Annotated in this window: 21 protein-coding genes; 11 read left to right on the top strand and 10 right to left on the bottom strand. The window is 65.0% G+C overall.

All coding sequences use genetic code 11. The features are described from left to right. Nucleotides 1-11 precede the first annotated feature (11 nt). The 4 genes from ACRYLT_RS03805 to ACRYLT_RS03790 are packed head-to-tail and all read left to right on the top strand — an operon-like array spanning nt 12 to nt 4,057. Nucleotides 12-968: a dihydrodipicolinate synthase family protein gene (locus ACRYLT_RS03805; RefSeq protein ID WP_482662780.1), complete on the top strand. Its 957-nt coding sequence runs from the start codon at nt 12-14 to the stop codon at nt 966-968. Next, the gene (locus tag ACRYLT_RS03800) at nt 968-1,966 is read left to right on the top strand and encodes a 4-hydroxyproline epimerase (protein WP_482662779.1); all 999 of its coding nucleotides are present in this window, start codon (nt 968-970) and stop codon (nt 1,964-1,966) included. Before ACRYLT_RS03805 ends, ACRYLT_RS03800 begins: the two co-directional genes overlap by 1 nt. Next, entirely contained in the window at nt 1,959-2,585 is a 627-nt protein-coding gene (locus tag ACRYLT_RS03795; RefSeq protein ID WP_482662778.1) for a GntR family transcriptional regulator, read from the top strand. Before ACRYLT_RS03800 ends, ACRYLT_RS03795 begins: the two co-directional genes overlap by 8 nt. A 26-nt stretch (nt 2,586-2,611) precedes the next feature. Next, nucleotides 2,612-4,057, top strand: a complete 1,446-nt coding sequence (locus ACRYLT_RS03790) for an amino acid permease (protein ID WP_482662777.1) — start codon at nt 2,612-2,614, stop codon at nt 4,055-4,057. Between the two features lie 197 nt (nt 4,058-4,254). Here the strand turns inward: ACRYLT_RS03790 and ACRYLT_RS03785 are convergent, their stop codons facing one another. Further along, the gene (locus ACRYLT_RS03785) at nt 4,255-6,612 is read right to left on the bottom strand and encodes a beta-L-arabinofuranosidase domain-containing protein (RefSeq protein WP_482662776.1); all 2,358 of its coding nucleotides are present in this window, start codon (nt 6,610-6,612) and stop codon (nt 4,255-4,257) included. 77 nt (nt 6,613-6,689) lie between these two features. Between ACRYLT_RS03785 and ACRYLT_RS03780 the strand changes: the two genes are divergently transcribed. The 3 genes from ACRYLT_RS03780 to ACRYLT_RS03770 all read left to right on the top strand — a co-directional run bounded on the left by ACRYLT_RS03780 (nt 6,690) and on the right by ACRYLT_RS03770 (nt 9,359). Further along, a complete protein-coding gene (locus ACRYLT_RS03780; protein WP_482662775.1) occupies nt 6,690-8,450 on the top strand; it encodes a DUF885 domain-containing protein in 1,761 nt (586 codons plus the stop codon). 89 nt (nt 8,451-8,539) lie between these two features. Beyond that, nucleotides 8,540-9,109, top strand: a complete 570-nt coding sequence (locus ACRYLT_RS03775) for a DUF4262 domain-containing protein (protein ID WP_482662774.1) — start codon at nt 8,540-8,542, stop codon at nt 9,107-9,109. Next, nucleotides 9,090-9,359 (top strand): DUF885 family protein, encoded by a 270-nt coding sequence (locus ACRYLT_RS03770; protein ID WP_482662773.1) that lies wholly within the window; start codon nt 9,090-9,092, stop codon nt 9,357-9,359. The genes ACRYLT_RS03775 and ACRYLT_RS03770 overlap by 20 nt, the downstream gene beginning before the upstream one ends. A 102-nt stretch (nt 9,360-9,461) precedes the next feature. Here the strand turns inward: ACRYLT_RS03770 and ACRYLT_RS03765 are convergent, their stop codons facing one another. The 4 genes from ACRYLT_RS03765 to ACRYLT_RS03750 form a co-directional block, all read right to left on the bottom strand. Beyond that, nucleotides 9,462-11,399 (bottom strand): DUF3732 domain-containing protein, encoded by a 1,938-nt coding sequence (locus ACRYLT_RS03765; protein ID WP_482662772.1) that lies wholly within the window; start codon nt 11,397-11,399, stop codon nt 9,462-9,464. Then, nucleotides 11,396-11,902, bottom strand: a complete 507-nt coding sequence (locus tag ACRYLT_RS03760) for a three component ABC system middle component (RefSeq protein ID WP_482662771.1) — start codon at nt 11,900-11,902, stop codon at nt 11,396-11,398. Before ACRYLT_RS03760 ends, ACRYLT_RS03765 begins: the two co-directional genes overlap by 4 nt. After that, entirely contained in the window at nt 11,899-13,059 is a 1,161-nt protein-coding gene (locus ACRYLT_RS03755; protein WP_482662770.1) for an ABC-three component system protein, read from the bottom strand. Before ACRYLT_RS03755 ends, ACRYLT_RS03760 begins: the two co-directional genes overlap by 4 nt. Before the next feature lie 85 nt (nt 13,060-13,144). Next, nucleotides 13,145-13,345 (bottom strand): hypothetical protein, encoded by a 201-nt coding sequence (locus tag ACRYLT_RS03750; RefSeq protein ID WP_482662769.1) that lies wholly within the window; start codon nt 13,343-13,345, stop codon nt 13,145-13,147. 235 nt (nt 13,346-13,580) lie between these two features. Between ACRYLT_RS03750 and ACRYLT_RS03745 the strand changes: the two genes are divergently transcribed. Further along, nucleotides 13,581-13,745 carry a SipW-dependent-type signal peptide-containing protein gene (locus ACRYLT_RS03745; protein WP_482662768.1) on the top strand — a complete coding sequence of 55 codons (165 nt, stop codon included), beginning with the start codon at nt 13,581-13,583 and terminating at the stop codon, nt 13,743-13,745. On the opposite strand, the gene ACRYLT_RS03740 is transcribed toward ACRYLT_RS03745, so the two are convergent. The 3 genes from ACRYLT_RS03740 to ACRYLT_RS03730 all read right to left on the bottom strand — a co-directional run bounded on the left by ACRYLT_RS03740 (nt 13,735) and on the right by ACRYLT_RS03730 (nt 14,983). Beyond that, the gene (locus tag ACRYLT_RS03740; protein WP_482662767.1) at nt 13,735-14,031 is read right to left on the bottom strand and encodes a hypothetical protein; all 297 of its coding nucleotides are present in this window, start codon (nt 14,029-14,031) and stop codon (nt 13,735-13,737) included. The two genes, ACRYLT_RS03745 and ACRYLT_RS03740, sit on opposite strands and share 11 nt — an antisense overlap. A gap of 109 nt (nt 14,032-14,140) precedes the next feature. After that, nucleotides 14,141-14,626 carry a DUF6644 family protein gene (locus ACRYLT_RS03735; RefSeq protein WP_482662766.1) on the bottom strand — a complete coding sequence of 162 codons (486 nt, stop codon included), beginning with the start codon at nt 14,624-14,626 and terminating at the stop codon, nt 14,141-14,143. Between the two features lie 6 nt (nt 14,627-14,632). Continuing rightward, nucleotides 14,633-14,983 carry a DUF6152 family protein gene (locus tag ACRYLT_RS03730; protein WP_482662765.1) on the bottom strand — a complete coding sequence of 117 codons (351 nt, stop codon included), beginning with the start codon at nt 14,981-14,983 and terminating at the stop codon, nt 14,633-14,635. 697 nt (nt 14,984-15,680) lie between these two features. On the opposite strand from ACRYLT_RS03730, the gene ACRYLT_RS03725 reads away from it, so the two are divergent. From ACRYLT_RS03725 to ACRYLT_RS03715, 3 genes are all read left to right on the top strand, one after another. Continuing rightward, nucleotides 15,681-16,742, top strand: coding sequence for an FIST signal transduction protein (locus ACRYLT_RS03725; protein WP_482662764.1), 1,062 nt, complete (start codon nt 15,681-15,683; stop codon nt 16,740-16,742). Between the two features lie 3 nt (nt 16,743-16,745). Next, nucleotides 16,746-18,521, top strand: coding sequence for an ATP-binding protein (locus ACRYLT_RS03720; protein ID WP_482662763.1), 1,776 nt, complete (start codon nt 16,746-16,748; stop codon nt 18,519-18,521). A gap of 313 nt (nt 18,522-18,834) precedes the next feature. After that, nucleotides 18,835-20,703, top strand: coding sequence for an ABC-F family ATP-binding cassette domain-containing protein (locus ACRYLT_RS03715; RefSeq protein WP_482662762.1), 1,869 nt, complete (start codon nt 18,835-18,837; stop codon nt 20,701-20,703). Nucleotides 20,704-20,715: 12 nt separating this feature from the next. Here the strand turns inward: ACRYLT_RS03715 and ACRYLT_RS03710 are convergent, their stop codons facing one another. Beyond that, on the bottom strand, nt 20,716-21,387 hold the full coding sequence (locus ACRYLT_RS03710) for a spermine/spermidine synthase domain-containing protein (RefSeq protein ID WP_482662761.1): 672 nt from the start codon (nt 21,385-21,387) through the stop codon (nt 20,716-20,718). After that, nucleotides 21,384-21,728, bottom strand: coding sequence for a DUF6481 family protein (locus ACRYLT_RS03705; protein ID WP_482662760.1), 345 nt, complete (start codon nt 21,726-21,728; stop codon nt 21,384-21,386). Before ACRYLT_RS03705 ends, ACRYLT_RS03710 begins: the two co-directional genes overlap by 4 nt. Nucleotides 21,729-21,865 lie beyond the last annotated feature (137 nt).

Below are 21,865 nucleotides of genomic sequence, written 5' to 3'. Positions count from 1 at the left end.
TCGGCGCAGCAATGGAGGAACGCTTGAGTGCAAGGCCGCTGTGGCACGGAGTCTATCCCGCCGCCACGACCCAGTTCGCGGAAGACCTTTCGGTCTCCCTTTCCGAAACCCGGCAGGTGCAGAAGGCGCTCGTCGACGACGGCGTCGACGGACTCGTCCTGCTCGGCACGTGCGGTGAGAACAATTCGCTCGAGCCTGAAGAAAAGCGCGCCGTGCTCGAAGCGGCCGTCGACGCCGTCGGCGGGCGGGTTCCGCTGGTGGCCGGAGTTTCCGAACTGACCACGTCCCGCGCGGTCGCTTTTGCCCGGGATGCCGAGTCGATCGGCGTGAACGCCCTGATGGTGCTGCCGGCGATGGTCTATGTTCCCAGGCCGGAAGAGCTTGAAGTCCATCTTCGCGCGGTGGCCGAGGCGACTTCGCTGCCGATCATGCTCTACAACAATCCCCCGGCCTACCGGGTGACGATCGACCTGGCCGTCCTCGAGCGGCTGGCGGACGTGCCCAACATCGTCGCGATCAAGGAAAGCGCGCCGGATCCGAGGCGCTTCACCGACATCATCAACCGTTTCGGGGACCGCTACACTCTGATGGCCGGCCTGGACGATGTCGCCCTCGAGGGACTGGTCCTGGGCGCTTCGGGCTGGGTTTCCGGCCTGACCAGCGCCTTCCCGCGCGAATCGGTCGCCCTTTTCGCGGCCGTGGAACGCGGCGACCTGGACGAGGCGCGCCGGATCTACCGCTGGTTCATGCCGCTGCTCCATCTCGATGCCGAACATGATCTGGTCCAGTCGATCAAGCTGGCCGAACAGGTGATGGGCCGGGGCTCGGAACGGGTCAGGATGCCCCGCCTGCCGCTCAGCGGCGCCCGCCGATCCCAGGTGATCGCGATGGTCGAGGAGGCGGCCGCGACCCGTCCGACGCTGTCCCAGGCCGACGCCGCCCTTCGACAGGCTCAAGACGCCGCCTGATGCGCCATACCTTCTTCTGCATCGATGGCCATACGGCCGGCAATCCGGTGCGGCTCGTCGCCGGCGGAGCGCCTCTGCTCCGCGGAGCCACCATGGCCGAGCGACGGCAGGACTTCCTGGCGCGGTTCGACTGGATCCGCACCGGGCTCTGCTTCGAACCGCGCGGCCACGACATGATGTCGGGCGGCTTCCTCTACCCGCCCACCCGCGAGGAAGCCGATTGCGGAATCCTGTTCATCGAGACGAGCGGCTGCCTGCCGATGTGCGGCCATGGCACGATCGGAATGGTCACGTTCGCGCTCGAACATGGGCTGGTCGAACCGCGCACTCCGGGAAGGCTTCGGATCGAGGTTCCTGCCGGCCTGATCGACATCGACTATGAAACGGCCGGCGAGAAGGTGACTTCCGTCCGGATCCGCAACGTTCCCTCCTTCATCGCCGAGCGCGGCCTGGAGATCGAGGTGCCGGGTTTCGGTGTTCTGGCGGTGGACGTCGCTTATGGCGGCAACTTCTATGCGATCATCGAGCCGCAGGGCCCCTATGGCGGGCTCGACGCTCTCGGCGCCTCGCGGATCGTCGAGCTCAGCCGGACCGTTCGCCAGCTCGTCCGCGATCGCTTCGAGCCGGTCCATCCGCTCGACCCGACGATCCGAGGCGTCACTCATGTCCTGTGGGCGGATTCGCCCAAGGGGGAAGGCGCCGACGGCCGCAACGCCGTCTTCTACGGCGAGCGCGCGATCGATCGCAGTCCGTGCGGGACCGGCACGTCCGCCCGGCTCGCCCATCTCGCCGGAACCGGCCGGCTGCAGCCGGGCGATCGCTTCGTCCATGAAAGCTATATTGGCAGCCGGTTCATCGGCCGGATCGAGGCGGAAACCCGGGTCGGCGACCGGCCGGCAATCATTCCATCGATCGAGGGATCGGCCATCGCGACCGGCTTCAACACGGTCTGGATAGACCGCGCCGACCCCTTCCACGCGGGCTTCTCCGTTGTCTGACAGCCTGGTCGATCGGCTGCGCGAGCGGATCCTCGCCGGGATCGTCGCTCCGGGACGGCCGCTCCGGCAGGATGCGCTCGCCGCCGAGCTCGGGGTCAGCAAGATCCCGCTTCGCGAAGCCATGGCTCGGCTCGAAAGCGACGGGCTGATCCGCTCCGAGGCCAATCGCGGCTATTTCGTCAGCCCGCTCAGTGCCGAGGAGGCGACCGAGGTGTTCGAGCTCCGGCTCAAGCTCGAGCCTGCCGCGGCCGCCCTCGCCGCGTCACTGGCCGATGCCGGCGACCATCGGCAGGCGCGCGATCGCCTCGACCAGCTCGACAGGATCATCGGCGGCCATGGCGAGGGCGTCGGGTTCGCGAACCGGGCGTTCCACCTCGCTCTGCTTCGGCCGGGGCGCCAGCCGATTACCTGCGACATACTCGAGCGGCTTCACCTCCTTTCGGAGCGCTACGTGCGCAAGCATCTGGAGCCGCTCGGCCGCGACGAGCGCGCGAGCGCGGAGCATCGCGCCTTGTTCGACGCCTGGTGCAGACGCGACCAGGACGAGGTCGAGCGCCTGGTGGAAGCGCATATCCGCCAGGCACTGGAAGATTTGCGACGGCAACTGCCGGCCGAATGAAAAAAAACGAAACGGGGGGAATGAGGATGACTGGATCGCTGCTCGGACCGATAAAGCCCATCGACACGCACGCCACGCTTGCCGAGCATCACCGACTTCGTAAATCGCTCAGCTGGCCGCATCTCGTTGCGCTCGGGGTGGGCGCCATTGTCGGTACCGGCATCTATACCTTGACCGGCGTCGGCGCCGACCGGGCCGGCCCGGCGGTGATCCTCGCCTTCCTGATTGCCGGTGCGGTCTGCGCCTGCGCCGCGCTGGCCTATGCGGAACTGGCCACCCTGATTCCTACCTCCGGAAGCGCCTACACCTACACCTATTCGGTGGCCGGCGAGACTCTGGCCTGGGTGGTGGGGTGGAGCCTCATCCTTGAATATTCGGTGGCCTGCAGCGCCGTCGCGGTGGGCTGGGCCGGCTATCTGGTGGGATGGCTGCAATCGATCGGAATCGGCTTGCCGCCGGCCCTGCTCGCCGGACCGCTGGCCGATTCCAGTCCGGGCCTGATCAATCTTCCCGCCGTCCTGGTGTCGCTCGCCGTGGCCGGAATGCTGATCGCCGGCACCAGGGAAAGCGCGACCCTCAACATCATCCTCGTGATCATCAAGCTCACCGCGCTCGCCGCCTTCGTCGTTCTGGCCCTGCCGGCGTTCAACGGCGCCAATTTCACCCCCTTCATGCCCTATGGCTTCGGAAGCACGGTGGATGCCGAAGGAACGACCCGGGGGGTGATGGCGGCGGCTGCGATCGTCTTTTTCGCCTTTTACGGCTTCGACGCGGTCGCGACCTCGGCCGAGGAGGCCAAGAATCCCGGCCGCGACCTCACCATCGGAATCATCGGATCGATGATGATCTGCACGATCATCTACATGGCTGTCGCGCTCGCCGCGGTGGGAGCGCTCGACTACCGCCAGCTCGGCGATTCTGCCGAGCCGCTGGCGCTGGTGCTTCGGACTCTCGACCAGCCCTTCGCCGCCTGGGCCGTGGCGATCGCCGCGCTCGTCGCCCTGCCCTCGGTGATCCTGGTGATGATGTATGGCCAAAGCCGGATCTTCTTCGTGATGGCGCGCGACGGCCTGCTCCCCCGCGCCTTCAGCCGGGTTTCGCCGCGCAGCGGAACGCCGACCCTGATGACCGCAGTGACCGGAGTCGCGATCGCTCTGGTCGCCGGCTTCTTCCCGCTCGCCCAGATTGCCGAACTCGCCAATGCCGGAACGCTGGCCGCCTTCATCGCGGTGGGCGCCTGCATGATGGCGCTCCGGCGCACCCGTCCCGACCTGCCGCGGGTGTTCCGATGCCCCGCCCCCTATCTGGTCGGATCTCTGACCATCCTCGGCTGTCTCTATCTTCTTTTCAGCCTTCCGGGCCTGACCCTGGTCCGGTTCCTGATCTGGAACCTGATCGGGCTTGCCGTCTATTTCCTTTACAGCCGGTCGCGCAGCCTTGCCGCGAAGGATCGGCCGGTGACCGGAATCTAGACGCTGCCGGATTCTCCTTGAACCGTTCGGGCTGATGACCCGGGCGCCGGGCCCCCGGCTTGGCTGCGAATTTCCGGGGGACGTTCGCACCGGGTCATTGTCGAAACCCGACTTCCCCTATTTCCCGGAAGAAGAAGGGAAGCCCTTCGACAAGCTCAGGGCGAACTTAATCTAGGTACTTTCAATCGTGAGGGCGTCTAGACGGTCTCGGGCCGCAGCAGGCGAAGGCCGAAGACGGGCCCGCCGCGCGCGGTCGGGGTCGAAGGCTCCACCCGGATCCGGACCCGATCCTTGCCGTCGGTCAGCTCCGGGGGAATCGGATATTCCACGTCGAAGAACTCGCCCGGCCGCTCTGCGTGAAGCCGCTGGGTGGCGATCTTCCGCCCCTCGACGAGGATGTCGAACAGCTTGTCGCGCTCGTCGCCCCAATAGGTGGCGTGGAGACTGAGCGGGCCCGGCCGTACATTCGCGGTGAACTCGAAATGGCCTTCGCTGCGGGCGTCGCGACCGCGGCGCCCGCGATAGACGACCGCATAGCTGCGAAGCGATTCGAGGTCGTGCGCACGCTCGGACTCCTCGTCGCCGAGCGCGATGATGTCGACGGATCGGGCGTCGAGCGCGCGAAGGCGCGCCGCCTCGGCCGACCGCTCCGACTGCTCGGCGGCCCAGCCCGTTTCGTCGAAGGTCTCGAAATAGACGGCGGTCCGCCGCTGCCGCTGCTCGAAGAAGGGCGCGAAATCGAGATCGGCCGGCCGGCCGATGCCGCTGGTTCGGAATCGGCCCCGCGATCGATCGACGGCGACGAACCCGGTGAGCGGCTCGGCCGCGACCAAAGCGGGGGCCGGGCCCTCGAACGGCGCGTCGGTGGCGCCGAGGTCGGCCGCGAGCACGACCGGTCCGTGCAGGAGCGCGACCACGGACGGGTCGTCGACCGTCGCCTCGGTGCGCAGCCGCATCGGCAGGTCGAGCGCGATCCGGTCGCCTTGCCGCCATTCCCGGTCGATCCGGAAGTAGCCGTCGCGCGCGGGTGCCGGATCGGCGCGCCCGTTGATCCTGACCCGCGCCCCTTCGCACCAGCCCGGAACGCGCAGGGCAAGCGTGAAGCGTGACGGCCGTTCGAGCCGGTCGAGGCTCAGCATCACCTGTTCGCCGAACGGATAGGCGGTATCCATCCGGACGGTGGCGCCGCGCGCGCTCCACTCGGCGACGGAGGGGATGTAGAGATTGGCGATCAAAGTGTCGTTGCTCTGCCACCAGATCGAATCGCCATGTTTCGAATGGCTTTCCATTCCCGTGCCGACGCAGCACCAGAAGCTGTCGAACGGCGTCGAATATTCCCGATGGCTGCCCGACATCAACGGCACCATATAGGCGAACATGCCGCTCGCCGGGTCCTGCTGGGCGAGGATATGGTTGATGTGCGTCCGTTCGTAATAGTCGAACAGGCGAGCCTCCGGACGCCAGCCGTACAGGTGCCGGGTCAGCTTCAGCATGTTGTAGCTGTTGCAGCTTTCGCAGGTCTGCTCGGTGATATGGCGCGAAACGGTGCGCGGCTCCGGGAAATATTCCCGGTCGGCATTGCCGCCGATCACATAGGAATAATCGCGGGTCACCGTTTCCCAGAAGAAGCGGGCAGCCTCGGCATGCGCCGCGGTGCCGCTGATCTCGTGCAGCCGGGCGAGCCCGATCAGCTTCGGGATCTGCGTGTTGGCATGGATCCAGGGCAGGACATCGCGACGCTCGGACAGGGGATCGAGGATCCGCCGGTGGCGAAGGCGCTCGGCGAGCCGGAGCCAGCGAGGATCGCCGGTGCGGGCGTGGAGCTCGGCGAAGCTCTCGTTGATCCCGCCATGTTCGCAGTCGAGCACGCGCTGCACCTGGTCCTCGTCCAGCGCCGCGAACACCCGCTCGATATAGCCGCCAAGGCCGCTCGCTACGCTCAGGGCCTGCGCGATGCCGCAATGGGCCTGGGCGTCGAACAGGCCGGCGAACAATTTGTGCCAGTTGTAGAAAGGCACCCAGCAGCCGTTGAGGTCGAACGGCATCGACCGGATGTCGCCCCGCACCAGTTCCGCGAAGAGCGCTTTGCCGTCCTCGATCGTCTCGCCGCGGCGGCGGGTGAAGCCGGCGACATAGCCGTCACCATGCGCCTCCTGGCACCGGGCCAGCTCCGCAACGATATGGGACGCGCGACGGCGGCATTCCTCGTCGCCGGTCTGGGCATGCATCAGGGCCAGCGCGCTCAGATAATGGCCAAGGCTGTGGCCGGCGATCGTGTCCGCTTCCCAGCCGCCATAGGCCGCACCTCTGGGTTCGAGTCCGGCGCTCGTTCGGAAGTTGTGGAGGAGCCGGTCCGGCTCGAGCCTCAACAGGTAAAGCCGGTTCGCTTCGAGCGCGTCGAAAAACAGCGACGGCAGGAGCCGGACGGAAGTCAGCGGAAGCGGCCGTACCGCGCCTGGCAGCGACGCCGCCTCGGCCAACGCCGATTTCGGCAGGATCGCCGCGGCGGCGGCGCTTGCGAGCAGGGTTCGACGGCTAAGCTTCAGTGCATCCACGGGCGCCTCGATTGACTCGGAGGAATTTCGTATACGATATTGCGCCCGTCCCAAGCCCGCCAGCCAGAAAGTTGCCGATGCGCTCCACCCTTCACCGCCTCGCTTTTGCCACCGCCGCTGCCTGCGCGCTGTCTCCCGCCGCTGCGGCGCAGCAGCCGGCGGCGGCGACCGCCTCGCGAAACTCCGCCGACGAGCGGCTGCGCCAGCTCTACAATGCGGAATGGGAATGGCGGCGCGAACAGTTCGGGCGGCTGCCCGGCCATGGTCCGGGCGCTCTGGCCGATCGCTGGCCGAGCGTCGCCCCCGCCGCCCAGCAGGAACGGCTCGCTTATTGGGAACGGGTTCTCGCCGAGCTGGACCGGATCCCCGTGAACGCGCTTTCTCCCGAGGAGCGGGTGAATGCGGCCGTGTTCCGGGCGATCATCGAGGAGGATGCGAACGACGTCCGCTTTCGAACCTACGAGGCGCCGTTCACTTCGGATTCCTTCTTCTGGACCTATCTCGCGCCGCGGACCGGCTTCGCCAATGCCGAGGAATATCGCCGCTATATCGGCCGGCTTCGGGACCTGCCGCGCTATTTCGGGGAGCATATCGCCAACATGCGCGCCGGGCTGGAGCGCGGCTTCTCGATCCCGCGCGTGACCCTGCCGGGCCGGGAACGGACGATGGAGCCGTTCCTCGCCGAGGGCGAAGGCAACCCGCTTTACGCGCCCTTCGCGAACATGCCCTCGACCATCCCGGCGGATGAACAGGCGCGGCTTCGCGCCGAGGGCATGGCCGCGATTCGCGAAGCGGCGATCCCCGCCTACCGCCAGCTCCACACCATGTTCCGCGAGGAATATATGACCCGCGCCCGGACCAGTCTCGGCGCTCACCAGATGCCGAACGGCGAAGCCTATTACCGGGCGATGATCCGCAAATATTCGACGCTCGATCTCTCCCCGCGCGAGATCCACGATATCGGTCTTGGCGAGGTCGCGCGCATCCGCGCCGAGATGGAACAGGTGATGCGGCGGGCGAACTTCCAGGGCACCTTGCCCGAGTTCATCCAGTTCCTCCGGACCGATCCGCAATTCTATGCGCGCACCCCGCGCGAGCTTCTCGCCGCCGCCGCTTATGTGGTGAAGAAGGCGGACGGCGTGCTCGGCGAGACGATCGGCACGCTGCCGCGCTACCGCCACGGCATCGTCCCGGTTCCGGACGAGATCGCGCCGATCTACACCAGCGGCCGGGGCGGCCTCGAAAACTGCATGTTCAACACCTACAACCTGCCGACCCGTCCGCTCTACCAGCTGCCGGCGCTCGCGCTTCACGAATGCACGCCCGGGCACAGCTTCCAGGCGGCGCTGGCCCTGGAAGGCCCCGATCGGCCCGAATTCCGGCAGCAGACCTATTTCTCCGGCTATGGCGAAGGCTGGGGCCTCTATGTCGAATGGCTCGGCACCGTCATGGGCATCTACGAGACGCCCTATGAGGATTTCGGCCGGCTGAGCTACGAGATGTGGCGCGCCGCCCGGCTGGTCATCGACACCGGCATCCATGCCTATGGCTGGACCCGCGACCAGGCCCTCCAATATCTGCGCGACAATACCGCCTTGTCGGAGCTGGAGATCGTCAACGAGGTCGACCGCTACATTTCCTGGCCCGGCCAGGCGGTCGCCTACAAGCTCGGCGAGCTCCAGATCCGCCGCCTCCGCGCCGAGGCCGAACGCGAGCTCGGCCCGCGCTTCGACCAGCGCAAGTTCCACGACGCGATCCTGGAGCTCGGCTCGGTGCCGCTGCCGACGCTGGAGGAGCGGATCCGGCAGTTCATCGCGGAGAGCCGGCGGGGTCAGTAGCGTAGCGGCTGCTGGATGCCTGCGCCTCGCGTCCAGGGGCGCGCAGGCGGTGGGTATACTTGCGGATAGGTAACCGAGTGGAGGACCGAATGAGTTGGCTTGACCCCTTCCGCAAGATGGGCAGCCGAGCCCGGGCTGAAACGCATGGAGCTCCACCGGCCACGGCGCTCGACCTGCCGGCCAAAGCGCTGAGCGCTTACGAACGCACGATCGTTGCAGACGTTCGCGAACACGGATGGTTCTGCACGCACGTTGTCGCTGACAATGGGCAGCCGAGCTTTACCTATACCACCGGCTTCTGCCTGACTGCAGGCGCTCCCGAAATCATCGTCTTTGGGCTTCCAGGACGGACCGCCCATTCCATTTTCTGGGACATCTTCAGGGGGGGCGTGGCTGGTAACACTCTCCCGGTCGGCCGCCCTGTCGAGGGGATCGCCGACGGCGTTCGTGTCGCCTTCTTTCCGGTGAGTTCAACCCATCGCGACGAGTGGCTTCTCTCGTCGAAATGGTTCTACCAGGACAGCGACTTCGCCTGCCTGCAGCTCGTTTGGCCCGACAGTCTCGACAGGTTTCCCTGGGATCAAGATTTCGAGGAGCAGTTCCGCGCCGACCAGGTCGACCTTACCGAGCTTGGATGGAGTGCATCATTGGCGAATTGAAAGTGCATCCGAAGCGCGGTTGACGAGGCTGGGCCGTTCGCAGCGTATCCCGCCGCCGCGCGCCGAGGCGGAGCGCGATCTCGGCCCCCGCTTCGACCAGCGCAAGTTCCACGAAGCGATCATCCAATTGGGCTCGGTGCCGCTGCCGACGCTGGAGGAGCGGATACGCCGTTCATTCAGGAGAGCCGGCGGAATCAGTCGCGCGCGCCGTGCCCGCGCTAAGCAGGAGCCGAGTTTTCGAGCCAGTTAAATGTCGGCTTCTGGCCGTCAGCCGACCGGCGGCCGTTGGGTTGCCAAGGCATTAGCGGTCGCACGCAGCTACGTGACTCCCGCACTCGGTAAAACAAAGGCGTCAGATGTTACGCTCGTCCCATGCGGGCGGCACGAGGAAGCGGTTGCGACGCCATTCCTCGACGATCGAAGCCTCAAACCAGTCATTGGCGAGATGGGCGTGATCGAGCACGATCAATTGCAGACCTTCGATCTCCTGACAGGCGCGGTGCATTAGTTCGAACAAGGCCTGCACAGCGTGACGGTCCTTGTCGTCAAGGGGATCAAGACTGCCCTCCTGATCGCGCTCGGCAGGATAATGGGCTTGGCTCGGCTGGTCAAAGATCAGCGTTGCCGGCACCGGCCGATTGCGCTTTCTGAACCACCAGTGCAGCGCGAGATAAGTGAGCACATGATAGCCTACCCAGTTCTCGCCGCTTCCCATCCGATTGAGCGGTATTGGGCCGTCGAGCGTGTCGGCGACCACGGTGAGCTTCTTGATGTCGAGCCGAAGCTCGCTGCCGCTATGCTCGAGATCGAGGGATTCGGCGAAGGCTGACATCTGCTTGCTGATTAGGTTGAGATAGGTGTCAAGGCGCTGGGCGACGTCGTCGGCATTGACGGCGGTCTCAAGCGTCTCGACCTTGCGCTTCGCCGTCTCGATCATCGGCCCCAGATCGGAGTCACTCTCGCTTGGGCGTACCGCATCCAGAAAGGCACCGATCCGGCCGATGACGCGTGCTTGGTCCACCAACAAATCCTGCTGAGCCTTGGCCCGGGCGTCGTCCGCGATCAGCCGCGACAGCGAGTTCTGCGCCTCGACCAGTTCACGTTCAAGTTCTCCCTTTCGCTGCTCCAGCCTTTCAATGTGACGTTGAAGGTGCGGCTGCTCGACTTCGACCGCTGCGAGCTGATCGCCCACCAAGCGCAGCGCATTGGCGACCTGTGCGGCGCCCGGTGTCGGCACATCGAGCGTCGTGTCGCACAACGGACAGCGATGACCGTCGGCTTCGACCTTGAACAAGCCGATCGAACTGAGGCGAGCCCGCTGTTCATGGCCTTCGCGCGAATAGGCGCTCTGTTCCGACAGCATGAGCCTCGAGGCCCGAATTTCTTCGTTCACCCGTTCGAGACCGCTCCTGAGAGTAGCCTGTTCGCCCCGCAGCCGATTGATGGAATCCCCGAAGTCGGGCAGCGCCGCTGTGGTGGTTAGATCGGTGCGCGTAGCGCGGTCGAGTACTTCCAGCGCGGTATCTATCTCGACCGGCTCATACTCAGGCACGATCAAACCGACACGTTTGCCGTCCGTGACCAGCCTGCGGATGCGGGCCATGTCAACGTTGCGTCCCTCATTTTGCCGCTGGGCGCGCTGCTCAAGTTCGCGCAAGGCTTCCCGCGCGAGATCGAGCTCGTGCTGCCGCAGGAAGTGCTGTTCATCAACCGCGCCCACAAAATACGGCAGAGTATCCTTGATCGCCTGCGGGATGAATTGATCGCCCTGTCGATGGAAGAGCCGGTCGCGGTTATCGATTTCATCCTGTTTCTGGAAGCAGAGGAACAAGGCGTGCCGGATCGTTGCCTGCAACGGCAGCCGCGTACCGCTCTGCGGCCTGTGTTCATTCTCCGAGATGCCGACGAAACGCGACAACAGGGAGATGAGCTCGGCCTCGACCATGTTTCGCGCGAGTTCGTCGAACGCCGGCGCCGCGTCGAACGTACCGCGGCGGACATAGATATCGCCGCCAGTATCCGTGCCGGGACCCGGATTCTTGCGGGCGACGAACAGCTCATCGTCGCCTTTCAGCAAGCGCACCGCGAACCAAGAGATGCTGCGCCGGATGACGCCCTCGGCCACGTTGCAGCTGCTCCGGCCAAGGCAATAATCGATGATGTCGATGATTGCGGACTTACCGGTCTTGGAGTCGCCGGTGATGACGTTGAGGCAGCCGCTCTTGAAAGTGAGCTCGCGCTGCTCGCCCGAATGCGAATAGAGTACGATCGCCCCTATGCTCATGCTCATGGTTTGACCCCCCAGGCGGCCATGATCGTCGATGTCGTGCCAGCCTTTGCAAACCAGCGTCCAAGCAAGCGCGTCGCGGCGATGCACTCGCGGGCGTCGTCGGTGAGAGCATCCTCGAAGCTTTTCGCGACGACCAGCGGCTTTGAGCCGAGCGTGACCCCGCCATCGTCGGCGAAAGCGATTGCGCCGCGATCGATCGCGAAGCGCAGCGCTTCCTGCGCGACCGGCCGTAGCGAGCGGGCGCGTTCCGCGAAGCCGACTAGCACCTGCGGATTGCGCTCACGCCATGAATAGAGTGACGTGAGCGTCGAGCCCGGCAGAGCGCGCCGAGTCTTGCAATGGAGCGCGATCGAAAGAACACAGAACAGCAGGGCATAAGGGGCGGCCGCTCCCTTCGCCTTCTGATACTCCTTTACGAACTCGTGCAGCGCCGCAGCGCAGAAGGCGGGGTTGAACAGATGCGCTTCTTCGCGCGGACGTTTATCCCACGCCAGCAGGCTCATGCGGCCTTGTCCTTGGCGCGAGTGCCGAACATCGTACTGTGATCGGGATGCCAGCCGACCGTCACGCCGTCGGCAAGGATCTGATAGGACCCCGTGCACAGCCATTGTTCATGGCGGTTGCGGAACGGTGCCTGCATGCGGTTGGCCCAGTGGAACAGGTCGCGGCCGAACAGTTTCTTCTCGTCTTCAGTCGAAGGTTTAACGCTGCTTTCGCGGGCAAGGCGCTCCCGCTTCCACCGTTCGACCAGATCGGCATCGTAACGGGCCGCCTCGCCGTCGAGCAGCGCATTTTCCCGCGCCCAGCTCGAACGTTGCGCTGTTGCCCGATAAAAGTCGAGCTTCGCGAGCTCGATCGACTCCTCCGCTACGTCGACACAGCGCATCTGCTGGACGAATATTCGGTCATCGGAGTTGGGCAGATCTTCGGCGGAGACCGCCAGCGTTTCCGGGTTGATCAGCAGCTCGCTGTTGCGAAAAGCCCTGCCGATCTCATCTATCTTCGCGCGTAACGCGAGGAGCGATATTGCGAGTGCGCCCGGTTCGGCGAGCGATGTGACGACTTGCGCGAACCACCACCCCTCAAGATGATCGACGAGGTCCGAGACCTTGCCATCTGGCGCCGAGAAGTAGAGCTGCTCCTCAATCTCGCTTCGCGCATTGGTGATGCTGGGCGCGTTGTCGTGGATACGCATAGCCGCAAGCAGGTTGCTCTGGTCTTGCTCGGACAACGCAAGGAAGGCCTTTCGCCCCGCGGCCGATTCCTGGTTGGTTGAGTCTGCGGCAGCTGCCTGGAGAAGACGGAGCGCCGTCTTCTCTGCGTCTTCGGATGGCCGCGCTGCTCTCAGCAATTCAGCAGCCGAGCCGGCTGGAGCCTGGGCGGTGGTGATGATGGTGAACCGCCGTTCGAATGGCAATTGCGGATCTGCGGCGACTAGTTCGCTCCAGATCCTTAGCGTCTTCCACAGGTCGACGCTCATGTCGGTCAGGCTCGACGGGTTTACGTGGTGCTTGAGCTGAAGTTGTTCTGTCGCCGTGCCGTGCTGCTCAAAGGTGACATCGTCGAAGCGCTCGATCGAGACCGAAAGGCTTGGCTGTGTTTTTGTCTCCAAAATGGCAAGTAGCAGCGCCTCACGACACTGGTACAGATACCCGAGCATCGACCCGGTTGCATTATAGCTCGAAGCGATAGTGCTCCCCCGTCTCGTAATGAAGCGTCCCCCCAGCCTCACAACCTTGTGAACGCTATGCCTCACGAAAAATGTTGTAAAGCACTTCTGCAGGAATGACCCGCTCGGCCCCGATAGAGGTCGCCAGATACATACTGAGCGAATGGCAGCTCCAGGACAGCACGCGATCGGAATGAATGGCCGAGATTGGCGAACGACTGCCGATGCTGCGACTCTGAATCAAGGCGATCTCAAAGCCCGGAATGCCAACGATCATTCAGGCGCGCGTTGCAAAGCAGCCCGAACGACGAGGCCAAAGAATGATAGCTTCCAAGAACCTGCCACCTCACCGGCATAGGTCTCCGGAGAGGCAGGCCGGATGATACCCTAATGCTGAAGGCGGTGAAACTCAGGCCAAGAGAAGGTCCTCTGAGCGCATGAAAATGGTTCTACCTCTGGCGCCTCGATTACGACTAGCCGTTCAGCGGGGGTGACGAATAAGTCGATCAAGAGTGACGCTCATCGCTTCCTCGCCTTCCTTTCACGCTCTCATTGCATCGGGAACATCTGCGTATTTCAGCGCGAGTGAAACCGCCCGCGCGATTGCACAAATGACTCCTCATGTCCCGAAAAACGATGGTCGTTCAGCAAAAGGAGCTTGGTCGGTTACCCACTGATCAACAATGCCTTCATACGTCCAGGATGGTCAAATCGCCCTATCTCTTTGAGAAGATCGAGCGAGGCCACGACGATGTAGTCCATCACGATCACCCTCTCGGAGGGGCTGAGCACCTTCTCAGTGAGAATATTGAGCGGTGTCGAATGAAGAAGCTTACTCGTAAGCCGGTACAGGAATTCATAGTGCTTAAGCATTCCCGCGCGCTCGGCCTGCTCCCGCCAAATCCACTTTCGCTCCGCTGCTTTCGCGAAGTCGGGAGGCAGGTGCGAAGCCAGGTAGGCCATGAGCTTCGCCTTCTTGGCGGCCTGCTCACTTCATGGCGGTTTGTCGCCTCCGCACCAAGCCTGGAACCCTGGACAAGCGGTTCGAACTGCTGGGCCATGGCTCCCGTCATCAGCTATAGGCGATCATCCGTCCGGCGGCCGCGACTCCAAGCCATAGCAACAAGGAGGCCGCAGCCACCGCGCGCTCCAGCGGTGCTGCCTCTCCCCGTCTTTTGCCGCCATGGGGACGCCGAAGCAGATGGAACAACGCCACGTTGCCTAGCGCGATAAGAATCAGGATGAGCTTCAGGTGAAACATTCCGGAAGTAGCGAGCGCCGGTCCGTCTGCCGCGAACAGCAGGCTTCCGCTCGCCGCCAGGATCGCCAGCCCGGCGACCGCGATCGGCGTCAGCGCGCGTGACAGCTCGGCCAGCGGAAGGGAACGCCACAACCCGACCGTCCGCAGATCGACGATTCCGATCCCGCCGACCAGCATGACCAGGCCCAGCAGGTGAACCACGTTGGCGATCGGGTAGACCAGGGGCGAAAAGCGCGCCCAGTCGCTATAGCCGATGGCCTGCAGCCATCCGGCGGCGGCCGACAGCGCGGCTTCCATTCGCCGTCAGCGGAACTCGACGGTGCGCTCGCCAACCCGCAGGCGTTCCAGTCGCATCTCGGGGGTTCCGTCGCTGCGGGCATAGCCGGTGATCGTCACGGTCTGGCCGTTCGAGATCATGTCGGCCGAAAGGCCGCGCGCTTCCATGCGCCGGACCGGAGCAAGAACGACATCCCACTGCTTGCCCTGCCACGTCATCTGCGCGGTGCCGTGCGGATTGCTCCAGGACACGTTGCGGAGCGAACCGGTCAGGGTGATCGGCCGCGTCTCGTCATAGGAACTCCAGCCATGATGGGCATGGACGGCGGCGACCGGCGTAACGGCGAACAGGACGGCGAGTGCGACAGGCATTTTCATGATGTCCTCCCTCGATGACCGCGCGAGCGGGCTCCGACCTCATAGCCTTGCAGACAGCAAACGCTCCAGCTGTTTCGGCCCTGGTACAGCCGCAGACCGACCGGACGGGAGGAGGTTGTACCTCGCACGGCGCAGGACGGTCGAGAAGGGCGGGCCAAATTGACTTGTAACGTCGACTGTGTTATCTCGGCAACACTCGCGAGGGCTGCATCCGGAGAGTGAGGATGCCGCCGCGCCCCGGCATGGGTCGCCCGACTTGCGGCTCTTTGATTTCCGGCCCCGATTTTTCAAAGCTCGCCAGGGCGCCTCTCTTGAGGGCTCGGATTTTGATTTCACCGCGGGTTTTTCAACAGGGATCGGTCGGACCTCGGCGCCTCTCTCCCGCCTCACGTCCGCCCCTCGGCTGGCGTCTGGCGCCAAGCCGACGCCTAGCAATCAGCCAGCTGGGGATCGACTGCCCTGTGGGCGCGCGCGCTCTATGCCCCGAAATCCGCCGCAGAAGCCGCAACAGTGGCCAACAGGCATTGACAGGTTCGGACGTTGACCAGCCTAAGCCACCCGTTAATGCTTCAGACGGGGGGCGTCAGAGGTGAGGTCCATGGAAACGGTCGCAGTTTCGACGGCGCAGATGGACAGCGCGGCAGCAGGCGCCGCCCTTGCGGAGCAGATAAATGCTGCGCTCCCGCTGCCCCCGCACGTGATCATCGTCTTCGCAGCGCCTACTTACGATCACCAGCTTTTGCTTCAGGCCCTTCGAGACGGAGCGCCTTCCGCAATCATTGTCGGAGCGTCGTCCGCCGGAGAGTTCACGAACGACACGGTAGGAGTGGGGCTGGCCACCGCCCTTGCGATCCATGACGAGGAGTCGAAATTCACCGCGCAGATCGGCCATAGCTTGCGGCAGGATCCCGCCGCGGCGGCTAAAGAGATCGTTCGGGGGTTCGCAGGCTGTGGAGATCACTCCTATCCTCACCGATCCGCTTTGATCCTTACCGATGCCTTGGCAGGCTATGCCGATGCACTGACCGATGCCCTCACGATCGAAACCGCGGGCGAGTATCAGTTCTTCGGTGGCGGCGCCGGCGACAATGCCAGCTTCGAGCGCACCACAGTCTTTTGTGGAACACAGGTGCTTTCGAATGCCGCGATCGCTCTGGAGATCCTGTCGCACAAGCCGCTGGGAATCGGCGTCAGTCATGGCTGGGAACCGGCATCCGAACCCTACCGGGTCACCGAAGCGACCGGTCTGAAGCTCATCAGCTTGAACGGACTGCCGGCAGTGGAGGCCTTCGAGGAACATGCCCGGGCCAAGGGCGAGCATATCGACCGTGCCGCACCCATTCCGTTCTTTCTGCAGAATATCATAGGCATCGACACAGGCAGCGGTTATCGGCTGCGTGTACCCCTCGCTGTCAACAAGGACGGCTCGGTTCACTGTGCTGCGGAAATTCCCACCGGCAGCCTCGTTCGCATCATGAAGAGCCCACACGAGTCGGCGGCCGAGGCGGCTGAACGCGCCACCGATGCGGCGCTCGCTAAAATCGGTCCCAACCGGCCAAAGGCCGCGTTGTTCTTCGACTGCGTCGCCACGCGGCTGAGATGCGGCGATCATTTCAAAGCTGAAGTCGATGCGGTCACGAGCCGGATCGGGGACGCTGCGCTCGCGGGCTGCAACACCCACGGGCAGATTGCCCGGGCTGAAGGGCAGTTCGAAGGATTTCACAATTGCACTGCGGTCGTGTGCGTGTTCGCGGATTGATCGGTGCTGTTCGACATCAATGATCTTGCCAGCCGGCTCGCAAGGCCGGACACACGTGCCCAGGAGGCGAAGCGCATTGCGTGCGAGCATGGGGCCGAAGCCTTCCTCGTCTTTGTGCACGATCCGGAGATCGGCGCACTGACAGTCGCACCCGGATTCCCGCAAACACTACCCGGCGGGCCGTTGTGGCGTGCCTTTCTGAAGGAGCGCCCGGCTCCCGGCACCCCGTGCACGTTGCAGCTCCCCTTTCCCGATCAGGACACGCTCAAGCCGGCGCAGTGCTTCGCCTATGGCCCAGTCGTCTTTCTGCTGATTGGCGGAGGGTGCCGGCTGCCGATCGAGCGTTTCGCCGATGCCCCCTTGCTGCCGGCGCTGCTGCAAGCGGAGGCGGCGCAGTTGGCGAGCAGCGGCCTCGTCCGCGCCGCGCGCGAGGCCACAGAGCGTGCCAAGACTCTGGCCGGCGCCCTGGATCGTGCGCGAGCGGAGATTGGCAACAAGGCGATCGAGCTATCCGCCGCTCTCTCCCGAGCCGATCATCTTAACCGCGAGCTCACCCGGCTCAATGAGACTCTGGAGCAGCGGGTCGCGGACGAAATAACGGAAAGGATGGAGGTCGAGCAGGCGCTCCGCCAGGCCCAGAAAATGGAAGCGATCGGGCAGCTGACCGGCGGAGTGGCACATGACTTCAACAACCTGCTCACGGTGATCATGGGCAGCCTCGACAGCATCCGGCGTCAGCTGGATGATCCCGCAAAAGAGCTGGACATCAACCACCTTCGCCGCCTGCAGAGCATGGCGTTTCAGAGTGCCGAGCGGGCTTCGACCCTCACCTCAAGGCTGCTCGCCTTCGCCCGTCGTCAACCGCTGAAGCCGGAAGCGATCGACATCAACAAGCTGGCAATCGGCCTCACCGATCTGCTGCGGAGAACATTGGGCGAGAGGATCGCGCTGGAGACGGTCTCCACGCCCGGGCTGTGGCTGGCGAAGGCGGACCCCGCCGAGCTCGAAAGCGCGCTGGTGAACGTCGCCATCAATGCGCGTGACGCAATGCCGGATGGCGGAAAGCTGACGATCGAGACCGCGAACGTGTGGCTGGACGAGAAGTATGTCACGGCACTCACCGAGCCGGTGCCACCCGGTCAATATGTGATGCTTGCGGTCACGGACACCGGTCATGGCATGGACCGGCAGACGCTGGATCGCGTCTTCGAGCCGTTCTTCACGACCAAGGGGATCGGCAAGGGTACCGGGCTGGGATTGAGCCAGGTCTATGGTTTCGTCAGGCAGTCGGGAGGACATATACGGATCTACAGCGAGCCGGGAGCGGGCACCGCCATCAAGCTCTATCTCCCTCGAGAAGTCGATCCGAACGCCGAGGCTTCACGGCCGCAGCTCGAGATTGCCGCGGACGGCGGGTCCGAGACCATCCTGGTCGTCGAGGACCATGATGGACTGCGCGAATATTCGACCTCGGTTCTGCGCGAGCTCGGCTATCAGGTGCTTGAAGCGCCCGAGGGCGACCAGGCGCTGGAACTGCTGAAGACGCGGCAGGATGTGCAGCTGCTGTTCACCGATGTCGTCCTGCCGGGGCTGAATGGACGTCAACTTGCCGATCAGGCGTTGCGGGTCCGCCCCGACCTCAAGGTGCTCTTCACGACCGGCTACACGCGCAACGCCATCGTACACAACGGGCGGCTGGATCAGGGCGTGGACCTTATCAGCAAGCCGTTCACCTTCGCCGCCCTCGCGGCGAAGGTGCGCCAGATTCTCGATCGCTAGCGGCGAGCGCAGCCGAAAGCGGCCGATCCCGCAAGTTTCAGGTCTGGAGGAGGGGCGGCAGGAAAATGAGTCTGACCCGGCAAATCCTCCCTGCTGCTTCAGGCAAGGCGGTCACCTGCTTGACACGGCCGGGGATGGATGATCTGCCCGGCCTGCTCTCGTCGGGCTCAGAGGCTTCCAGCGGCCGCTTTCGAAAGATTGATGCCGACCTTTGAATGGCTGCTTCGGGCGCGAAGTGGATGCAACCAGGTCGGTCCTTCGGCCCTTACGAGCCGCCCCTTGGGCTGGCGACCCGATCCTGTTACAGGCCCGCATGCTGAATCTGAGGGACATCACGGTCCGCCTTGGCGGGCGAACGATCCTTGACGGCGCCAGCGCGGCCTTGCCGCCGCGTGGGCGGATCGGGCTGATCGGCCGCAACGGCGCCGGCAAATCGACGCTCGTGCGCGTCATCGCCGGGATGCTCGATCCCGACCTCGGCAGCGTCGAAATGCCGCGTTCCGCCCGTCTCGGCTATATCGCCCAGGAAGCGCCGAGCGGCACCGCGACCCCGTTCGAAACGGTGCTCGCCGCCGACACCGAACGCACCGCCTTGCTCGCGGAGGCCGAGCACAGCCACGATCCCGACCGGCTGGGCGAGATCCACGAGCGGCTGAACGCGATCGACGCCCATTCGGCGCCATCCCGGGCGGCGCGGATCCTGGTCGGGCTCGGCTTCGACGAGGAGATGCAGCATCGCGAGCTCGAAAGCTTCTCCGGCGGCTGGCGGATGCGGGTCGCCTTGGCCTCCCTGCTCTTCTCCGAGCCCGATCTTCTGCTCCTCGACGAGCCGTCAAACCACCTCGATCTCGAGGCGGTGCTCTGGCTCGAGGACTTCCTCAAAGCCTATCCGGCGACGATCCTGATCGTCAGCCACGAACGCGACTTCCTGAACAATGTCGTCGATCACATCCTTCACCTCGAAAGGGGCAAGCTGACGCTCTATCCAGGCGGCTACGACGCCTTCGAACGGCAGCGCGCGGAGCGCCAGGCGCAGCAGGCGGCAGCCCGCGAGAAGCAGCTCGCCGAGCGCGCCAAGCTTCAGGATTATGTCGCCCGCAACAGTGCCCGCGCTTCGACCGCGAAGCAGGCGCAGTCGCGGGTGAAGGCGCTGGCGCGAATGCAGCCGATCGCCGCCGTGATCGACGATCCGTCCCTTTCGTTCGATTTCCCGAAGCCGGACGAACTGCGTCCGCCGCTGATCACCCTCGACATGGCGAGCGTCGGCTATGGCGACCGGCCGATCCTCACCCGGCTCAACCTCCGGCTGGACCCGCAGGACCGGGTCGCCCTGCTCGGCCGCAACGGCAACGGCAAGACCACGCTCGCCCGCCTGCTCGCGGCGCAGCTCAAGCCCATGGAAGGCGAGATGGCGGCGACCTCCAGGATGCGGGTCGGCTATTTCACCCAGTATCAGGTCGAGGAACTGAGCAGCGACGATACCCCGCTGGAACATATGACCCGGCTGATGCGGGACGAGAAGCCGGCCGCCGTTCGCGCCCAGCTCGGCCGCTTCGGCTTTTCCGGAGACAAGGCCACCACCAAGGTCGGCAAGCTTTCCGGTGGCGAGCGCGCCCGGCTGGCGCTGGCGCTGATCACGCGCCAGGCGCCGCATCTGCTGATCCTCGACGAGCCGACCAACCATCTGGACGTCGACGCGCGCGAGGCTCTGATCCAGGCCCTCAACGCCTATACCGGCGCGGTGGTGATCGTCAGCCACGACCGCCACATGCTCGAAACGACGGCGGACCGCCTGGTGCTGGTCCATGACGGCACCGCCCGGGAATATGACGGCAGCATCGACGACTATATCCGACTGGTGCTCGCCGGCGACGACAAGGCACCCGGCAAGAGCGACAAGGTCAACAAGAAGGAAGCGCGTCGGCTTGCCGCCGAGGCTCGCGAGAAGGGGGCGAATCTGCGCAAGCGGGCGAAGGAGTCTGAGGCGGAGGTTGCTCGCCTGACCCGCCTTCGCGCCGAGATCGAACGGGCGATGTTCGATCCCTCGGCCGCGGACTCGGAGCTGTCGAAGCTGACGATGACGGACCTCATGAAACGTCGGGCGGACATCGAACGGCAGATCGGCAGGGCCGAGCAGGCCTGGCTCGAAGCCAGCGAGGCGCTGGAGGGGATCGCGGCCTAGCCGCCGTTCGGCTCAGGCGCGCGTGGCGAACCAGATCGTGTGCATCGGGCCCTTGCCGTTCTCCCGGGCCCGGATCCGGACCTCGTCCACCGCGAAGCCCGCCTGCTTCAAGCGTTTCGTGAAAGCCGGGTCGGCGCCGGCCGACCAGACAGCAAGGATTCCCCGCGGCCTCAGGGCGGCACGGGCGCGCTCCAGGCCGAGCGCGGAATAAAGGGCATCATTGCCCTCCCGGGTCAGCCCGTCGGGACCATTGTCGACATCGAGCAGGATCGCGTCGAAGTCGCTCTTGCCGGCTTCGATCAGCCTGGCGACGTCGTCGATCCTGATCTCGACTCGCGGGTCGTCGAGGCAGTCCCCGGTCAGCGCGGCCATCGGCCCGCGTGCCCATTCGAGGATTTCGGGGACGAGTTCCGCCACCACGACGCGCCCGGCGGGGCCGAGCGCCTGCAGCACGGCACGAAGGGTGAAGCCCATCCCATAGCCGCCGATCAGGATCCGGGCGCCGGCCGGATCGCGAAGCCGCTGACAGGCGAGGGCGCCGAGGGCGGTTTCGGATCCGCTCATCCGGCTGCTCATCAGCTCGTTGCGCTCCAGCATGATGATGAAGTCGTCGGCGTGGCGGACCAACCGGAGCGGTGGCCCGCCCGGCACTTCGGCGACTCCGATCAGCTCCCGTGGCTTCACTTCTTCTTCCGGGCCTTCCGGGCCGCATAGCGCGCGTCGCGTGCGGCCTTCCGTTCGGCTTCGCTGGCCTGCGGACGTTCCGCTGGGGCCTCAGGATCGCTCTTCTGCTGAGCCGGCACCCCGGCGGCCGCCTTGGCCGCCTTGGCCTCTTCGGCAGCCTTCTGCCGGGCCGCGCGCCGGTCGGCGGCGGCAGCGTCGCGCGCGGCCCGGACCGCTTGCCGTTCGGCGATCACTCCGGGGTCGGGCGCGGGCTTGTTGCGCAGCTTTTCGAGCGCGTCCTGCTTCGCAGCCCGGGCGGCCGCGATGCGCTCGTTGAAATCGGGGCTCTTGAAGCCGGCCATCTGAACTCCATTGCATCAGGGTCGTCGACTCGACGACCGAAGCGCCCCCCATAGACGACAACTCCGCCCCCGCATCTGGCGATCCCGCCCGGCGCAGATATCGATCCGATCCTGTGCGGCCCGATCCGTTCGGTCGG

It is taken from the genome of Sphingosinicella sp. SM1-17 (assembly GCF_056821765.1).
The sequence above is the reverse complement of the archived record's forward strand: the minus strand, read 5'-3'. Positions and strand labels throughout refer to the sequence as shown.